This is a genomic window from Pedobacter endophyticus, from assembly GCF_015679185.1.
GTDB classification, from domain to species: Bacteria; Bacteroidota; Bacteroidia; order Sphingobacteriales; family Sphingobacteriaceae; genus Pedobacter; species Pedobacter endophyticus.
In genome coordinates this window covers 4311074-4330065 of sequence record NZ_CP064939.1, presented here as the reverse complement: position 1 = coordinate 4330065, position 18992 = coordinate 4311074, and the positions used below count along the sequence as shown (strand labels likewise).

12 protein-coding genes are annotated in these 18992 nt (G+C 41.2%); 10 read left to right on the top strand and 2 right to left on the bottom strand.

Annotation, left to right across the window (positions count from 1 at the left end; all coding sequences use genetic code 11):
* Positions 1 to 2: 2 nt before the first annotated feature.
* The 9 genes from IZT61_RS17700 to IZT61_RS17660 all read left to right on the top strand — a co-directional run bounded on the left by IZT61_RS17700 (position 3) and on the right by IZT61_RS17660 (position 15314).
* A complete protein-coding gene (locus IZT61_RS17700) occupies positions 3 to 1031 on the top strand; it encodes a DUF5007 domain-containing protein (protein WP_196098354.1) in 1029 nt (342 codons plus the stop codon).
* Between the two features lie 35 nt (positions 1032 to 1066).
* A complete protein-coding gene (locus IZT61_RS17695) occupies positions 1067 to 4231 on the top strand; it encodes a SusC/RagA family TonB-linked outer membrane protein (protein WP_196098353.1) in 3165 nt (1054 codons plus the stop codon).
* A gap of 18 nt (positions 4232 to 4249) precedes the next feature.
* The gene (locus IZT61_RS17690) at positions 4250 to 5731 is read left to right on the top strand and encodes a RagB/SusD family nutrient uptake outer membrane protein (protein WP_196098352.1); all 1482 of its coding nucleotides are present in this window, start codon (positions 4250 to 4252) and stop codon (positions 5729 to 5731) included.
* A 1-nt stretch (position 5732) separates the two neighbouring features.
* Complete coding sequence (locus tag IZT61_RS17685; protein ID WP_196098351.1) at positions 5733 to 6476, top strand: fasciclin domain-containing protein; 744 nt, start codon at positions 5733 to 5735, stop codon at positions 6474 to 6476.
* Positions 6477 to 6508: 32 nt separating this feature from the next.
* Positions 6509 to 8197, top strand: coding sequence for a DUF5008 domain-containing protein (locus IZT61_RS17680; protein ID WP_196098350.1), 1689 nt, complete (start codon positions 6509 to 6511; stop codon positions 8195 to 8197).
* Between the two features lie 18 nt (positions 8198 to 8215).
* Entirely contained in the window at positions 8216 to 9994 is a 1779-nt protein-coding gene (locus tag IZT61_RS17675; protein ID WP_196098349.1) for an alkaline phosphatase family protein, read from the top strand.
* A 7-nt stretch (positions 9995 to 10001) separates the two neighbouring features.
* On the top strand, positions 10002 to 11936 hold the full coding sequence (locus IZT61_RS17670) for a M60 family metallopeptidase (protein WP_196098348.1): 1935 nt from the start codon (positions 10002 to 10004) through the stop codon (positions 11934 to 11936).
* 17 nt (positions 11937 to 11953) lie between these two features.
* Positions 11954 to 13636 carry an alkaline phosphatase family protein gene (locus tag IZT61_RS17665; RefSeq protein ID WP_196098347.1) on the top strand — a complete coding sequence of 561 codons (1683 nt, stop codon included), beginning with the start codon at positions 11954 to 11956 and terminating at the stop codon, positions 13634 to 13636.
* A 109-nt stretch (positions 13637 to 13745) separates the two neighbouring features.
* Positions 13746 to 15314, top strand: a complete 1569-nt coding sequence (locus IZT61_RS17660) for a S8 family serine peptidase (protein WP_196098346.1) — start codon at positions 13746 to 13748, stop codon at positions 15312 to 15314.
* Between the two features lie 191 nt (positions 15315 to 15505).
* Here the strand turns inward: IZT61_RS17660 and IZT61_RS17655 are convergent, their stop codons facing one another.
* Positions 15506 to 15973, bottom strand: coding sequence for a DUF6428 family protein (locus tag IZT61_RS17655; protein ID WP_196098345.1), 468 nt, complete (start codon positions 15971 to 15973; stop codon positions 15506 to 15508).
* A 46-nt stretch (positions 15974 to 16019) separates the two neighbouring features.
* Complete coding sequence (locus IZT61_RS17650; RefSeq protein WP_196098344.1) at positions 16020 to 16349, bottom strand: ArsR/SmtB family transcription factor; 330 nt, start codon at positions 16347 to 16349, stop codon at positions 16020 to 16022.
* A gap of 375 nt (positions 16350 to 16724) precedes the next feature.
* On the opposite strand from IZT61_RS17650, the gene IZT61_RS17645 reads away from it, so the two are divergent.
* Positions 16725 to 18824 (top strand): tetratricopeptide repeat-containing sensor histidine kinase, encoded by a 2100-nt coding sequence (locus IZT61_RS17645; RefSeq protein ID WP_196098343.1) that lies wholly within the window; start codon positions 16725 to 16727, stop codon positions 18822 to 18824.
* Positions 18825 to 18992: the final 168 nt, after the last annotated feature.

The following is an 18992-nucleotide window of genomic DNA, read 5'->3' as shown; positions in this document are numbered from 1 at the left end:
TAATGAACAACAAAACATATTTATCACTAGCGGGATTCATGGTGTTTAACATCCTGATGATCACAGCCTGTAAAAAGAATCTTCCCAAAGAGCGTTTATCTCTCGGCAGCGATTCGCAGTTTACAACCACCCAATATCAACCGGTTTTGGGGCGAAATAACTTGTTTTCAGACAATTTCTTTATCGGGAGTTCGTCTGTTCCCCTCGATTTTAAAATTGTGAACATGCGCCGTTTCAACGGCGAACCTGCTCCGGAACTAACCGAATATTTTCCGGTTCAGGTTTGGAAAACAGCTTACGATGGCACAGAGAAATCTATTGCCGAAATTGAAGCCAAACGTACAACCGAAAACCACCAGTTGTTCGAAATCCGTCAGCATTCAGGTCAGTTTTTAATGTGGAGCAAGGCCAATTCCAATTTCGTTAAAGCGCAGCCCGATTCTGGTTATGTATTCGATGTAGAAGTTTCAAATTCTGGCGGGCGTAAGTATTTCAAAAATTTTAAGCTACGTCCTTATAAAGAGCGTGCTTACGAACCATCTAACCTAAATGCTGTAACAGGCCAGGCTACAACTACCGGTATTTCTCCCTCTATCATGAGTAATATTCGCGGAGAAAAAACGGGCAGGTATTTATTTGGTTCATCGGATGTAGAGGTACAGTTTAAAAAGAATAATGCCTCAGGCAACTCCCTTTCATTCAAGTTTATCGATACGTTACAGCAAACAATCGATCCGAATATGTTTGCTAAGACAGATTGGGAAAACCTGGTACACGGCTTTAACATGGTTAAAAACAGCGATTCGGTTAAATACGATGTGGCCTACCCGATCCCACTGGCAAGCTACCAAACAAAATATACCACTGGAGGGGGGCGCCAGGCTTCTGCGATTTTCAGATATGAGCGTCAGGGTTTCGGAAACATACAGGAAAGGGCTTTAATTGGCCTCAACTTTAGCCTTTTCGAGCCGGGTAACTGGACCATTATCTTCTGGTTTAAAACAGAACGACCCAAATTTACTAACGAATAATAAGGAGAACCTGAAAGAAAATTAATTTATCGAAGATGAGATATATTTACATATTTGTTCTGTTGGGCCTGTTTTTTGGTATCAATCAGGAATTAAGGGCACAAACAAAAAAGACGGTAACGGGTACCATATTTGATAACCAGGCCGAAATACCGGGTGCAAATATCAGCGTTGATAAAAAAGTAATTGGGGTGACCAACTCAAACGGCGTTTTTACCGTTTCTGTTGCGCCCAACGCAGTTTTAGAGATTTCTGCCGTTGGCTATAAAACAATAAAAATCAGCGTTGCAGGTAAAACCAATTTAGGAACAATTAAGCTGGCCACTGACGTTACAACCTTAAATACTGTTCAGGTATCGGGGGGTTACGTAACCCGCTCCAAAGAAATTTCCTTAGGATCGTCTGTAACCATTTCCGGTAAAGATTTACAAGCCACCCCTTCGGCTAACATTACCGATATGCTACAAGGAAAAGTACCGGGCTTAAATATCCAGCAAAACACTGGTTCGCCGGGAGTGCGTGGTTCGCTTAACATTCGTGGTTTATCCACCATTAGTACCTCTGGTGCGGGTAACGATGCCTACCTACAGCCAACTTCTCCTTTATTTGTAATTGATGGTGTACCGGTTGATGACAACCAGGATTTTAGCTACGGTTTTCAAACGGCTGGGCCGGGTTTAAGCCCGCTTGCACTAATCCCTCAGGAAGATGTGGCCAGTATTGAAGTTTTAAAAGACGCTTCGGCAACTGCATTATACGGTTCGCGTGGTGCGTATGGCGTAATTTTAATTACCACCAAAAGAGGTAACTCAAAAGTGCCTATTGTGCGTTACACGGGTAAATTTTTTGTAAGTACCGTACCAAAGTTAAGGTCGGTTATTGGCGGGAAGGATGAACGTGCATTGCGGATTCAGCAAATTCTGGCCAGTGATACGAGTTATTACCATGCGCTGGGATTAATTAATGGTACGCCGTTTATATCAGACAGTTTGAATGTGTATCTTAATAACTCTACCGACTGGCAATCGTATTTTTACCGCACTACCTACAACCAAACGCACAATTTGGATATCAGTGGTGGCGACCAGGCATTTAACTACAAAGCGGTGCTGAACTATTTCGACCAGAAAGGAATTCAGCAAAATACCGGTTTTAGCCGCTACAGCTTGCGGATGAACATGCAATATCAGCCGAATGAAAAGTTTAAATTATTTGCAACCATAAACAGTGGTTTAGGCAAACAACGAAAGGGTAGCGGGAATGGTTTAATCAATACGGGCATCGCTACAGGTGGGGCCTCTTCATCCTTACTGCCTCCCCCTTCGCTTTATTCTTCGGTTAATTCGGTACTCGGGTCTGTAAGTACAGACAATGATAATAAAACCATCGACTTAAACAGTACCATTGAGTTAAGGTATCAGATTATAAAAAACCTGAGCATTACCTCTAATTTTAACTATACCCTCAATACCGGTACGGAAGATAATTTTCGACCAGCAATTATCAGTGATGGTACTGCCTCATTATTTGCATTCAACAGCGTTAAAAACGCCATTTATAACCGAAATTTGTTGCAATACAATGTTTCATGGGGCGGCATTACCGAAGACGATGACCACAACATTCTGGCCTATGTATTTAATGATGTAACCTCCACCAATTTTAAAGCCGATGCCCTTCAAAACGACAAAATTGTAAACGATTTTTTAAGGGGCCCGATAGTTCCTCAATATGGCTTTAGGCAATCTCTCGGCGGCACTTTGAACAATTTTTATCAAACCAGGGCGGCTTCTTTTGCGGGTAGTTTTACCTACAGTTACAAGAGAAGATATGTACTTAACAGTACCTATCGGTTTGATGGGAGCTCCTCCAATGGTCCCGAGGCGGGCTACACCAAAAGTCCATCCATTGGTTTAAAATGGAACCTGAACAATGAGGCTTTCATGCAGGGCACCAAAAACTGGCTGGATTATATTTTTGCCCAGGTAACCTATGGTACGGTAATACAACCCAGCGGCGGAGTGTACGACGTATATGGACGATATGTATCGGCAGCAAATTATAATGGAACATCTTCTGTAGCTATTTCGAGTGGACGTGCACCGAATACGAATTTACAACCCATAAAAAATACGACCTATAACTTCAACTTTGAGTTTGGAGTTTTAAAAAGTCGGTTGCGTGGCTCTTTTGATGCCTATTACAAACAAACCGATAATTTATTTGGAGCAAAAGCTTTATCCAATGTGAGGGGTTTTGAGGAAATTACAAATAATGAATCGGCTTTAGTAAACATCGGTTATGAAGGGAGTTTAACCGCCAGTCTTTTACCAAATGAAAGTAAATCCAGATTTACCATTAGCGTAAATGGGGCTATTAACAATGATTATTTGGTCGCTTTGCCAAATGGCGTCCGCCAGCGGATCTCAATTGATGAAGCTAACGGACAATCGATTTTAACCAGATTGGGTACCAATGCACTCTCTAACTTTATTTATAATACCAAGGGCGTTTATGCCAATACAGCCGATGTTCCGGTTGATCCATTAACGGGTTTAAGGTACCGTGTGGGTTCAGGTTCAGGTAATTTATTAAATTATTTCAGGGCTGGAGATCCACGATATACCGATGTAAACGGCGATTATATTTTTGATGGGCAGGATTTAGTGGATGCAGGAAGTTCGCAAATTAATTTTAGCGGCGGTGTTACCTTAGATTTTCGCTATGAGCGCTTTAGTGCCCAGGTACAGGGAACCTGCATTTTGGGCAGAGATATCTTAAACAACGCTTTGGCCGCACAGTTTCAGGCATTTAGTAATCCTGTAACGCCAAGTGGTTTAGTCCCGATAAGCGAATACGATATCTGGACACATCCAGGCCAGGTAGCCAAGTATCCCAATCCTTATGATTATTTGAGAAGTGGCATTGTGTTTCCATACCGATATGCACAAACCTTGTTTCAGGAAGACGGATCGTTTTTTAAACTCAATTACATCACTCTGGGCTATACTTTGAATCCTAAGTTTACGCAGCGCATAGGAATGACCCGAATAGCAATAGGTGCAACCGCAAGTAATTTGTTCATGATAAGCAATTATTCAGGTCCCAATCCGGAGGCGGTAAGCGCCTTGGGCAGAGACTCATCGGGAGGCTATCCGGTACCAAAAACCTTCACCGTTAATTTAAATATCGAGTTTTAATTTTTCAATTATTTTATAATGAGAAAATACACAATTATACTTTTTGCAGCATTAACCTTGTCTGGCATGGGTTGTAAAAAATTCTTAAACATTGTGCCAAATGATGCCCTTTCGGGGAACAATTTCTGGCAAACGCGAAATGACGTCGAAACTTTTACCAATGGTTTGTACGCAAGTTTAAGACGCAAAATTGGTTCGGGTTTTGTGCCCGCAGGCGATTTACGTTCGTCCTATATAGCTACTGACGATTCTTATGGAACCTATTTATCACGTAATGATCTGAGAGGTTTACAAGCTAGTTCAGGCCAATGGTCGGGAGGATGGAGCTTTGGTAGCATGACGCGATGGAAGCCTTTTTACGACATTATTTCATCGGCAAATTTATTGTATAAGCAAGTGGATGCCGTTCCGAGTGGTGTGTTGAGCGATGCAGACCGGAAGCGATACAAAGCAGAAGCTGTTTTTATGCGCAACCTGTGTTATTTTTTTATGGTTCGCTTGTACGGCGATATACCTTATTTTACCAGCGATCCGGGCACCAATACTATTCCCCGAGTGCCGATGGTACAAGTATTAAACAATTGCATTGCCGATATGGAAGCGGTAAAGGCCGATTTACCCTGGAGCTATACCAACCCAAACTTAATTGGGGTAAGAGCCATGCGTGGAGGAGCCATTGCTTTAGAAATGCACATGAATTTGTGGGCGGCAGGTTTTGATGTAGATACAAACAAACCAGGGTACTACAATGCCGTAAAACAGTTGGGAATGGAATTGGATTCATCAAAGGATTATGGCTTAATGGCCTATACTGTTGAAGATAACAAACGCTTATTTAAAGGCCGTACCAGAGAAAGCCTGTTCGAAATTTATCAAAGCTTTAATAATGGCGAAATTTTATCTGGTTATGCCAATATCGGGTTTGCATTGAGCCACTACCCTTTATTGGGTCAATCAAGCTTTACAAAGAGCAGGGGATATTATGAAAAAGAGGGTCTTAAAAATATTTTTAACGATTCGGAACCCGATACCAGGAAAAGCCTTTGGTTTGAAAACCTATTTGCGAATAATACCAGCTTTCAGTTTAAAAAGTTTGCCAATGTGTATTTAAATGGAACAAGTATTCGAAACGATGATGATTTAATTATTTTCCGTTTATCAGACGCCTATCTGTTAACGGCAGAAGCACTTGCCGAATTAGGCGAAGATGATGCCGCAAAAGGGTATTTAAACCGGGTTAGAGAGCGTGCCGGAGCACAGGCAATTACCAGTACCAGCGAAAATTTGAAAGATGATATTTATTTCGAACGTGTAAGGGAATTAATTGGTGAAGGACACTTTTATTACGACCTGGTACGTACCAAACGCATTTTAGACGCTGAATTTTGTAAATACCCAATTACAGTGGGCGCATTTAATGCAGGTGCCTGGACCTGGCCAATAGACGCATCAGCATTAACAGATAACCCGGCCATGACTTTAAACGATTACTGGAGATAATATGAAACGTAAACAAATAACCAAGGCGCTAATTTTAGTTGCTGTAAGCATAAGCTTGTTTAGCGCCTGCCAAAAAAAATATTTTTTCGATAGTGGAACCCACAACGGCGTTTACAACGGGAGTATATTGGCCTATTTAAAATCAAAGCCTGCCTATTTTGATACTTTAACCAGGGTAATTGAGTTGGCCGAAATGAACGATGTTTTCGATAAAGAAAACATCACATTCTTTGCGCCAACCAGTTCTACTATTTATAAATCGGTAAAAGTGCTTAACCGGTATCTCAGAACCAATGGCAGAGATACGGTGGCCAGGCTGGAGCAAATCAAACCGCAAGCATGGAGAGAACTTTTATCGCTTTATGTATTTAAAGGCACCAATAAACTTAAGGATTATCCGCAAATCGATACCTTAAACATGCTGGCTTTTCCGGGCCAGGGATATACTTCCCGTAACGGGCGAACGATGAATATCGGGGTGCTTTATAATGATGCACCAGCGGTAAAATATGCAGGCTATCGGCAGCTTTACCTGGCCTATATTCCGAGTTTTGTAGACCCCCAAAAGGATTTAATCTACATACCTGTAGCCAGTTCAGACATTGAGCCGAGCAATGGAATTGTGCATGTACTGGCTCAGAACCGGGCAAGTGGAACCTTCTTAGTCAACAAACATAATTTTGGTTTTACCGATGATGTTTTTATCACTACGGTACAGTCTTATGGCATTTTACCAGCAAAATAACTAATTATTAAAAGCTAAAATACAAAGAAACTATGTTTAATAATTACAAAAATAGGCTCCGGTTTACCCAAATGCTAATCCTGTTTATAGCATTGATACTTTATTCCTGCAAAAAAAAGGAGATCATCGGCGAAGACCCCTATGCCGGCGGAAAGCAGCCCTTAGGCGTAAAGTTTGATGATGCATTCCCGGATCCGGAACTCGCCGCACAAGGCTCGGAAGTAACCGTTTTGATCAGGGGTTTAAAAAAATACGAAGGCAATTTCAAGTTTTACGTCAATGAAACAGAAGCTACGGTATTAAATTTTACCGATAGTACAGCCCGCATTAAGGTACCTGATGATGCCAGCACGGGTGGCTTATCTGTGATTACTAATGAGCAGACCTTTTTTGGCCCAATACTTAAAATCGATGGTAAGGTAAGTATTGATCCCAATTTTTCGAGTAATGGTGCTACTTACCGCAGTGAAGGTGGTTCAAGAACTGCATTGATTTTCGATTTTACAACCTTGTCTAACAATAATTTATTTGTAGTAGGCGGTTTTAACAACTTCGACAATCAGTGGTCAGAAAAATCACCAAATGGCGGGATAGCACAAATTAATAATTCTGGTGCTTATGTTACACCCGGCAGCGTTAATTTTGGAAGAGGCGCTAATGGAATAATAAGCAGTATTACCCGCTTAAGTACAGGCATATATAGTGGAGATTACATCATTTCCGGGGCATTTAACAGTTACAATTCCTTACGCCCCAACCGTTCGAATATTTTTAATATTACCAGATTAAATACCAATGGAACATTGGACAGTATGGTACTGGATGTGATTAACCCTACGCCACTGGACTTGACCAAGAATAGGGACACTGTTCCGAGTTTTAATGGTGGTGTAGATGGTTTTGTGAGGAAATCATTTGTTTACGGCGATCGCTTATATGCTGTAGGAAGTTTTAGAAATTATATCAGAACCTATTACCAAAGATCTACATACGATACCAAAAGAAGAGATCTTGTTAAAATGAACCAAATGGTTTGTTTGAAAATTAACGAGACTGATCCGGCGGATGAGGGCGATCTGGATTTAACTTTCCATTACGATCCGGTAACCAAGCAAAGCCCCGCAGCAGGCAATGGAAATATAAACGATGCGATCCAGATGCCAGATGGTAAATTAATTTTAGTAGGCGCTTTTACAACCTTTAATGGTTTGCCTGCTAACCGCATTGTTCGTATCAATTTAGATGGATCAGTAGATCAGACTTTTAATCCAGGTACCGCGGCTGATGATGAAATAACTTCGGTTACCTACAACGCTAACACCAATAAAATTTTGGTTTCGGGGATCTTCAGAAACTTTAATGGCTCTGCAAAAGCCGGAACAGCCATGCTGGAATCAGATGGAAGTTTAACACCAACCTTCAATTTTGGTACGCTCACAGGTGGGGTTCCTAACTTTGCCGCACAATTAAAAAATGGAAAAGTAATCGTTTCAGGAACATTTAAAACCTACAATGGGATTGTCCGTCAGGGCTTTATGATTTTAAATGCAGATGGCTCATTAGCAGCTGGTTATAACAATACCGGTCAGTTTACCGGTAGAATTTACACGATCTCTGAAACGACTTCCGGTTCCAGCACCAAAGTTACCTTAACAGGCTATATTACCAGGTTTGATAATCGAACCTTTAATGGCATCCTGCGAATAACCTTAAGAAACTAATGCTTAAAAATACTCGATATGAAAAAGCTAGATAAAAAACAATCGTTAACCTGGGTAAGGGGCATAGGCCTGTTAAGCCTGTTCGTCATGCTGGTTTTCATCAGCTCTTGTAACAGAGATTTTGAGAATACCCTTCAACAAGAATATCCAAATGATACAGCGAATGTAAAAGACGGTAAACACAAGGTGTTGTACCTTATTTTAGATGGAGTAAGGGGAAGTGCCATTAAAACATTAAACCCACCAAATCTCGGTCAGATTGTTCGAAAATCGATCTACAATTACGATGGGTTAATAGAAACGAAAAGTAACGCTGTAACCAATGCTTTAGGCTGGGCAACTTCCTTAACAGGCGTAACCAGTGATAAGCATAAGGTTGCAACGGATGATTTTGCCAATAACCAGCTAACGGCGTACCCCACGCTGTTTACCCGTTTAAAGCAGGCAAATCCAGGTTTGCGTACAGCCTCCATTGCTGCAACGGCTGCTTTTAATAGCAATTTGGCTGTAGATGCTACTGCAAAGGTCGACGGACAAAATGATGATGCCAAAGTTAAAGATGGAGTAATTGCTGAATTAAAAAGAGATGATGCTAACTTAGTGGTAGCCCAGTTCCACAGTGCCGATGTGGCGGGCGAAATGGATGGTTATACCGATAGCAGCCCGGCTTATGTAAGCGCAATTGAACAGTTAGACACCTACATTGGCGATATAATTACCGCTTTACGGGCTCGTTCTACTTTTGCAAATGAAGAATGGATGGTGGTGATTACTTCAAACAAAGGTGGGGTGATACCTCCGCAACCGGGCGATGAGGATTTAGGTGCCTTTGGTCAGGCAATCAGAAATACCTTTACTATTTTCTATAACCCTAAATTTTTAGCGCAATTTATTCCTAAACCCGAGGTAAATTCTATTCCTTTTTCGGGCTCTGCACCAAGGCTTTTAAGTAATGCCAATACGCGTAATGTGCTGAGTGCCGGCAACAATACCACCTTTGGAAACTTTGGTACCTCGGGAGATTATACTCTTATTTTTAAAGTGCGTGCCGACCATGCTTCAGTTGGAGGTTATCCGCCAATTATGGGTAAAACAGTGAATTTCAAGACGAATAATTCAGGTTGGGTTATCTTTACCAATGGAAACGATTGGAACTTTAAAGCCAATGGGACCCAGCAATTTGGTGGCCCTCCGTCGGGTACTAATCGTTCGTTCAGAGATGGAATCTGGCATACCATTGCCATTGTAATTTATAAAGAAGGCAATAACAGAAGGGTAAAAGGGTATCAGGATGGGAAGTTGGTGGGTTCGCCATTCACTGTTACAGTAAACATGAGCTCTACCACACCTTTTACATTGGGGAATATTCCAACAGCAGAATCTACCGTGGGCGATTTAAACATCTTATTAAGGGAGGTTGCGCTTTACGATGTGGCTATGCCCGAGGCCACGTTGCTAAAGTACATGCGGAAAACTGAAGTGTTGCCAACAGATCCAAATCATGCCGATTTAATTGCTTACTATCCGCTTAACGAAGGATCTGGCGATACTGTTACTGATCAATCTGGCAAAGGAGCGCCAACGTTAAAATTCTCCAGGGCAGAAAATTGGTCGAGCTTTTTAGATACCAGCCCGTGGTTAAGCCCCCCGGTTACCGATGCCGCTTATGGAGTAGTGATTAACAATGCAGACATAGCGACGCAAATTTATCAATGGATTGGCGTTACACCTCCATCGAGCTGGGAATTAGACGGTAAGGTTTGGAGATTATTATATACTGACATACGCAATAACTAATAAAGCAATGAAACTAAAGATATATTTACCTTTTACGGCGATTGCGGCAATCGTATTGAGTTTAACAGCTTGTAAAAAATATGGCATAGAAGTACCAGATGGTTTTGATGATGCCTCGGGCAATCAAACCAATGTTACCGTTGATACCAATATGAAAAATATCGATCGCTCGGGATATGCCAAAGCACGGATATTTCCGGGTTTGGTAGACCAGTCAGAACCGCGGGTGCAAAATCAGGAGTTTACCCTGGATTTAAACTTTGCCAATCAAACTACCGACAATTTACGCATTTCAGTGGCCCCCAAGCCACGGTTTAGTACGGGCTATTATGCCGCACCCGGTGAATTAATTAAAATTATTGTTCCGGCAGGTGCTAATGGCTTAAACATGCAAATAGGTGGCCATACCGATAATTTATCGGGTAAGTCGCCTTTACTTCGCGACCCGATTATCTACAATATTCAACCACTATACCCCGGCGTAAATTACATGCGCAATATTTATGGAGGCACCATTTATATTAATGCAACTATTGCCATTGCGCAGCCGGTTAAGTTTATCATTTCCGGGGCTGTTGTTTCACCAGATTTTGTTTTGGGCGTAGACAATGATGTATCGTGGCTTGCAAAAGTCAAAGCATCAAAAGTGCCCTGGTTAGAATTAAGATGTAAACGTGTGGTCTTTTTAGTGCCCCTGGATAAAATACAAGCCAAAGTGAATGCCGGGCAGCTAAATAATCCAACTGCATTAATGACCGAATGGAACAACAAATTTGAATTGGATTTTAATGGTTGGATGGGCTTATCAGATAATGCTGCCGAAATTATAGACAGAAGCCCTCAAGGTGCCTGGAGAGGTGTATTGGACATTCAATTATCGGCGGGTTATGGCCACAACGGTTTCCCTTTTGTGGGTTTAAATGATGCCGAGTGGTTTAATGGAATGACCAGTTTATCCAGGTTGTTTACCAACGATGGAATGTGGGGAACATACCATGAGTTTGGGCACAACTGTCAGCAAACCAGGGTTTGGAGTTGGAGTACTTTAGGCGAAACAACCAATAACCTGTTTAATTTTAAAACAGCGAACAGGGTTGGTGCCGATTATACTATTCTTCATCCTGGGGTAACCAAGGGTTTTCCGCTGGCTGTTGCATGGGCATCTAACAGCACCATTCCTAAAAATTTCGACGGGGATAAGGAAATTGATGATCCGTTTAAGCGAATGACGCCATTTATACAGATTTTTGAAAAGTATGGCTATGAGGCAATGACAAAATTGTATACAGAAGCACGTCGGGTACAGCGTTTAGCCATTAATGATATTGATAAGCACGATTTTGTTTATGAACATCTATCAGCTTATACACAAAGTGATTTAGCCGCATTTTTTGATGCCTGGGGTATTACCATTAGTAAACAAACGAATGCCAAAGTTGCAGCAAAATATCCTTTACTGACTAAACAAATCTGGACCTATAACCCTTTAGACAAAACTGGTGGTACAGCTGATATTGTGCCTACAATTTATTCGGTAAGTTCAAATCAATCGAACGAAGGATCACCGGCCAATATGTTAGATGGCAACACGGCAACCTATTGGCATTCGCAATATTCGCCTGCACCGAGCGCCGAGCAAAGTTATCCTCACACCATTGTTTACGGGCAAAACCAACGTTTGCCAATTAAAGGCCTGTATTTCGTTCCAAGAAATTCTACTGCTCAAAGAGTTAAAGATGCTGAAATATTGGTTAGTGATGATAATGTAAACTTTACCAGTGTAGGTACTTTTCGAATACCAAATGCTTTTGCACGGTACGACTTTAATTTTCCGGGTGGTGTTGTTGCCCCTCGCTTTATTAAAATTGTATTCAAAAACTCGTGGGTATCAGGAAATACAAAGCTTGCTGCAGTGGCCGAAATAGGTGTAATTAAACCATAAAATTAATCTCCGACGATATGAAAACTATGTATAAAAATACACTATTGTTTAGCGCCTTAATTACAGGAATCGCCTGCTTTGCTGCTTGTAAAAAATATGCAGATCCGGCTCCTGTTTTTGAAGATCCCATTGAAATATCTCCCATTCAAAGAAAAGTACTGGTAATCAGTATTGATGGCTTAAGTGGTGCTGAATTAAAAACAATTGCTCCGCCAACAATGGAAGATTTAAAGAAAACGGCTAAATATCATTACGAAGTTTTACGTAGCCCTGTAAAAAATGATGTGGCGCCGTGGGCAACAATGATAACCGGAGTAAGTTATGGTAAGCATTTAATTAAAACTGACGATTTTTTACCAACGCCAAAGGGTAATTCGCATCAATCGCCAAACTTATTTCGAAACGTAATCGATTACATTTTACAATATAAAGCGGTAAAAACAGCTGTGGTAACGCCCTGGCTAAACTTACGCAAGTATTTGGGCATTGCCGATTTTGCACCTGTTGTAAGCAGCGATTTAGCGGTTAAAGATTCTACAATTAATATTCTAAACACCCAAACCCAATTAGGCGCCATGGTAGTGAATTTTAGAGAGGTAGAAACAGCAGGCGCAAGTGGCGGATTTGAGGCAAGTAATGTTGCATATAAAAATGCCGTGCTAAAAGCAGATGAATATGTAGGTAACATTTTAATGGCGGTAAAGGCCAGAAAAAACTATGCCAATGAAGACTGGCTGATTATTGTAACAACCAATCATGGCGGAAGCCATGCCGATCCCCAATCCGGTTTTTTATTTGCATCTAATAAAAATTTTATAGGCGAAGAACTTAAAAAAATAGGATTGAATACCGTGTTGTTTACAGGAAAAAATGTTATCGCACAGGTTTTAGAGGATAACGGACTTTATGACCCGGGAGATAAGAAGGATTTTACGGTTCAGATGCAGGTAAAGTTTAATGTTACGACTCAATATCCTGGTTTCCTTTCAAAAGGAACATCATTGATTGACCGAGCTATGACAGGCTGGGTGTTATTCCAAGGGGGTACTGCAGCAGCAGTCGGTTTTGGAGGCACATTAAATGGTGGTACAGGAAAAGGACAGGCTAATTTAGGTTTAGCGGCAGATCTTTCATGGCATACCATTACCCTTACGGTAAAAACGAACAATGCGACAACCAGAACGTTAACCACCTATCTTGATGGTGTACAGAAAGGATCTGCGAATATATTTTCAACCAAAAGTTTATCGACCACAGAAAACCTGACAATAGGCTACAAGAATGTAGATAACAGCGGTGCTGCATCTTTTCAGGCAGCCGATTTATGTTACTTTAATACCGCATTAGATGCCGCTACAATTTTAGCCAATAAAGGGTTAAAGGATATAACCAAGCACCCTAATTATGCGAATTTAACAGGTTATTGGCCAATTAATGAAGGTGCAGATGGGATATTAAATAACCTGGCTCCCGGAGGATATGACATGGAGTTAAGTGGTCCTTTTACCTGGGTAGCAATGGGAAAAGATGTGCCCGCCTCAGTTACTCCCGATGCAGATGTGACGGGTAAATCCATTGTTTTATCGCAAACAACCGTGGGGGCAACCATGCTGTATTGGTTAAACGTTCCTATTTTGCCAGGATTTGGCCTGGATGGAAAACCGTTTTTAGACCAATTTGAAAAAGAATTTTTGAAGTAGTTTTAGTTCGCAACGCCCTTACCAGCGATTGGTAAGGGCTTGCATACCAATTTTAAGCCATACTTATCTTTTGCGGAACCCTAATATTTTTACATAACAACACTAAATTATGAAAAATTTTAAATCAATTTTTATCCTGCAGATTTTTTTTACGGTTTTTGTTTTATCCTGTAAAAAGAATCCAACCTTATTTGAGGCTGACAAAACTTTAAAGAAAGCAAACATTAACGATAAACTTTCCCTAAACCTTCTTCCTATGCCTAATCTTAAGGGACAGAATACATTAAGCCCAGGAGTAGAACGATACAAGCTTTTAGTAAAGTTCAGTCCTGATTTTATCCTGGATTTTAGCGATCAAAAAAAGCCGATGATCGCAAGTGATAAACTGTTGTCGTTGCAAATAACTGCTGAGCAGCAAGCTATTGTAAGTCGCATGAACGCACTACATTATAAACAGGCTATCCCTTTCAGCGTAGCCGAAAAAGCTTCGTTCAGGAATGCAGTTATTCCGAAGTTGGCATCCGGAAAGTTCAACATCTATAAATTTAGAGGCTGGGCGTACGTAGAAGAGGCCTTAAAGATGAGCGGTTCTCAGGTTTTGCAATTAGCAAACGACTTAGAAAAGCTTCCGTTTGTAGAATATGCCGTAGTGGAAGCCGACATAGAGATACCGCCACCAAGTGCCACGCCCGATTTTGCTTCCAATCAGCACTACCGTTCAGCGGGAAATTCAATAATCCCTCTTATTCCTTCAACGAATTCTAATCAAAAAGGGATTGATGCCGAATTTGCCTGGTCTATCGGTATTAAGGGGCAGGGAGTTCGTGTTGCTGATATTGAACATAATGCAAATTTCGATCATGAAGACCTTTCATCTCCAAAATTTAAATACATTGTTGGAGAGGCAACCAGTACCTATCTAAGTCATGGTACTGGCGTGCTGGGTGTTGTTGGCGCAACAGACAATGGTTTTGGAATGAAGGGCATGGTGCATGAAGCAGACAGTTTCCTGTTTGTAAGGGAGCCCACTTTTGGCAGACCCGCTGGGATTGCTATGGGCCTTACTCATTTAAGGGCGGGTGATGTGTTTATGTATGAAATGCAAACCTGGGGACCAAATCCAAAATATATACCGGCAGATTATAACCAAGCGGTATGGGATGTGACTAATGAAGCCAGCAACGCGGGTATCATTATTGTAGCGGCAGCCGGAAATGGAGGTCAAAATCTGGACGGACCAGAATACGCAGCATACAATGCAAGGGGCGACAACGGTTCTATTATTGTCGGAGCTGGTAGTCCACAACAAGTAAGAACCTATTTTTCTACTTATGGAAGCCGGGTAGACCTTCAGGGATGGGGAGATTGGACAGTGGCGACTACTGGGGGTGACGGATTGCTGTATAACGGCGGGGCTAATCAGGATTATACCGGTAGTTTTTCGGGAACTTCGGCTGCCACTCCGATTGTAGCTTCCGCTGTAGTAGCCGTGCAGAGCTGGTATAAACAAAACAATAACGGAAATGTGCTTTCGCCTACGGATATGCGCAGCTTACTGATTAATACCGGCACTTACCCAGCGTCAGGCGATCTCAGCATCGGGCCGCTTCCTAATATTCGTGCTGCTATTTTATCGTTAACTACCAGCTTACCTCTGGGATTGAGTCTTAAAAAATAGATGATGCGTTGGAGCGTGTTGGTGATGACGTAAAAAAGTTTTTCTTTATAGTTACGTTTGGTTTAGGGATGTTCAATTGAGTTGCTTCAATTGACATCCCTTGTTTTATGAGAAAAAATCTGGAACTCAGCTTCTGGAACCAGGAACAGTTTATTTTATTCTTTGTAACTACTTGGCAACCTTTAAACAAATTAACAGCAACCGCTACCCGGGGTACAAGTGCTGCCGCTTGCGGCAAGATTAACGATCGCGGTTTTCGGGGCTTCATCAACTCCGCAGGCTTCGGTTGCAAGGCAGGCAGTATGTTTGGCCCGCAACAGGAAATTCTTCCCGTTAAAATCCAGGTCGTACCTGCCTATGGTATTCGATTGGTATTCCACTTCAATGTCCAGGTCTTCCATGTGAAGCACCCGTTCCGAAAGCGAAATGATATTTAACAGTTTTCTGGCTTTTAAGCGATGTTCGTAATCATCTGCATTCCACAGCTGAAAGTTGGCCACTTTTTCATGGCGTACCTTGCCCCCGCAATCAATAAAATCTTTTGTTACGATGCCTACTTCGGTTACATGAAAGTTTGCAGGCACCATTTCGCCGTTTTCGAGTTGAAAGTTTACGGCTTCAGCCGAAGTGAGGATTGTTTTTATTTCTGATAATTTCATAATTATAGTAATATTGCAATGTAACGATGAATTGATTAAAAAAAAGCTAACAACAGCTTTTAGGATTGGTGTACGAACCCAAAAGGTTTTTCAGGCTCGACTCGAGCAATGCCCATGTTTTGGGTTCAATGCAGTAACAAACCTTTACGCCTTCGATGGTACCCTGAATAATTCCGGCATTTTTAAGCTCTTTTAAATGTTGTGAAATGGTGGCCTGGGCAAGCCCGAGTTCTTCAACAAGATCGCCACAAATACAGGCATTTGCTGAAATAATCTGCTGCAAAATAGCAATGCGGGCAGGGTGAGCAATTGCTTTTAAAAGCATAGCGAGCTCGTTTTGCTCCGGGGTAAATATTTCCGATTTTGTAAGTCCCATATCATGATGAATTGGTAATTTTCAACCTGCAATTAGCAAATAACCAATTAGTTGAACAAACCACCTAATGCATCGTAATATTACGATAAAATTTCCGGATCTCGCAACGTTTTTTAGGTTATATTCGGGCCAACCTTGCAGTTACCTCGTTAAAAGCCTTTTAACACCTTACCATCAATAATAAAAGCCCCATTAATAAACAGAGCCTGTTGTTGTAAAAACCATTTTGATGCTAAATAGCGAAAAAATTTAATATCTTTAGGATGAATAATAAAGCCTATGAACACAATTAAAATTAAAACAATTATAAATGGCACCTAGCTGGCCGACACCAGCGCCGTGCTAAATAATCGCATCCCAACCCCTATTGTTTCGATGAGTAATTTCTTTTTGTTTAGGAATATCAGTAAAGCTTCATTGTTTGGCTCCTATTCTTGCTGTTGCAATAAGCTTAAACCCGTAAATTTCATTACAACAGTACAGCCCATTCTAAAAGGGTTAATCGTTTTTGTAATCTTCATCATTGCCTCTTGTAATCCGACAAAAAAAGACGGCTCGAGTTCGGTTGCGTTTGATAAAGTGATTAATCAAACCGTTCAGCAACCCTTATCTAATGCGGAAATGGTAGCCAGGGTCGATTCTGCATTTAATACATTGGCCAACCCATCAATTGAAGACGAATGCAAAAGGTTATTATTCAGAAATGCCCACTTTTTAGGTAACGAGAAATCATCCACTACCTATCTGGATACGGTTATACATATTATCAAAGAAAACGAAGCGGAAACGAGGTTAGCGAACATTTATAGCGATGCTTTACTGGCCAAAGGCGATTCGCTGATCAAGTATCAGAATTATGATCAGGCATTTGTTTATCTCTACGATGCACTATCAAGTATCCGAACAACCGGCGATAGCTGCCTTTATGCTCATTTCAATATCAGGCTGGCCGATATCGAGTACCGAAAAGGAGATTATTTGAGCTCAGTGAAGTACAACAAAATCATTTTGGATAATTTTGACCACTGTAAAAACAAAAGGCTGATCGATTATCACTATTATCAGGCCACTATAGATAATATTGCACTTTGTTACGATAGATACGGAATGCTCGATAGTGCGGTTTACTATTATCAAAAAGCACTAAAGTCTATCGTTCAATATGAGAAGGTTTTCCCGGGCGAGAAAATCTCGGTAGAAGCGTCGACAGGTGTGATTTATGGCAATATGGGCACTACATTCGAAAAACTGGGAAAAACAGCCGAAGCGGAGGAGTTATACAAGAAAAGCATAGCCATTAATTCTAAAAAGGGATATGAGAACCTCGATGCGCAGATTACGCGGGTAAAGCTGGGTAATTTATACCTGAAGCAATCGGCGATAAACAAAGCGAAAGCAACGATTCAGGAAATTCATGATACGGGCTTGTACTCACCATCGGTAAAGTTAAGGTTGTTTAGGCTGGAGGCCGATTTTAACGATGCAATAAACAACCATCAGCAGACTGCGAAACATTTAAATGCGTTCATTTTGCTCAAAGATTCGCTCGATCAGGTTGAAAAGCACATTTTACACACCAACTTTTCGCAAGAATTTAAAAATTTTGAGCAAGACAAAATCCTGTCTGATCTAAAAAGAGATGCTTACATCAAAAACCTTTACCTGGCCATTGCTACTGCTTTTACTGTTCTTTTAGCTGTTATCGCCTTGTTAATCTGGCAAAACAGAAAGCGGCTAAAGAAAGTCAACATTAAAGTTTCTGCTCAAAATGCTGACATGCAAAGGGCACTGGCTGCATTAGAACAAAGTCAGGATGAAAATACACGCCTGCTGAAAATGGTAGTGCACGATTTGAGGAGCCCAATGGCGGTAACGATAAGCATGATCGATATTTTACTGGACGACGAAACGCTCAGCTCTTCCAGCGCTAACATACTGAACATGATGAAAGCCTCTAACGCCAACACGCTTGAAATGGTTACCGACCTGTTAAATCTTAACATTTCTAAAGATCGGATGAAAAAAGAGAAGGTGGAAATGTACGATTTGCTCCAGTACTGCGTTCAAATGCTCCGATTTAAAGCGGCAGAGAAACAGCAACGGATCATTTTGCATTCTCATGAAACGACGCTCTTTGTTAGCCGCGAAAAAATTTGGCGTGCGGTTAGCAATTTAATCACAAACGCGGTCAAATTTAGCCCCAGCGGAAGTGAAATATTGGTAGAAATGCATAAAGAAAAGGATGCCGTACTTATTAAGGTAAAAGATAATGGCATTGGAATCCCAGAATCGCTTAAGGGTAAGTTATTCGACATCTATTCGGATGCGAAACGACTTGGCACATCGGGAGAAATATCGTTTGGGCTCGGCCTTGCCATATCAAAGCAGATTGTTGAGGCACATGATGGCGAAATCTGGTTTCAGACTGAAGTACATAAAGGTTCAACGTTTTTCATCAAACTGCCACTTAACTAATGGCCGCAATCGATGTGAACGACTGAATTGAATGCTATTTAGTTAGGAAATAAAAAAATATTGTCATTCTTAAAGATAATTATTGCGTAAAATCCGGTAGCTATCAAATGACATTATTCTTGCCGTCTCACTGAGGCTTGCATACACCAATAATTCAAAGTCATTTTC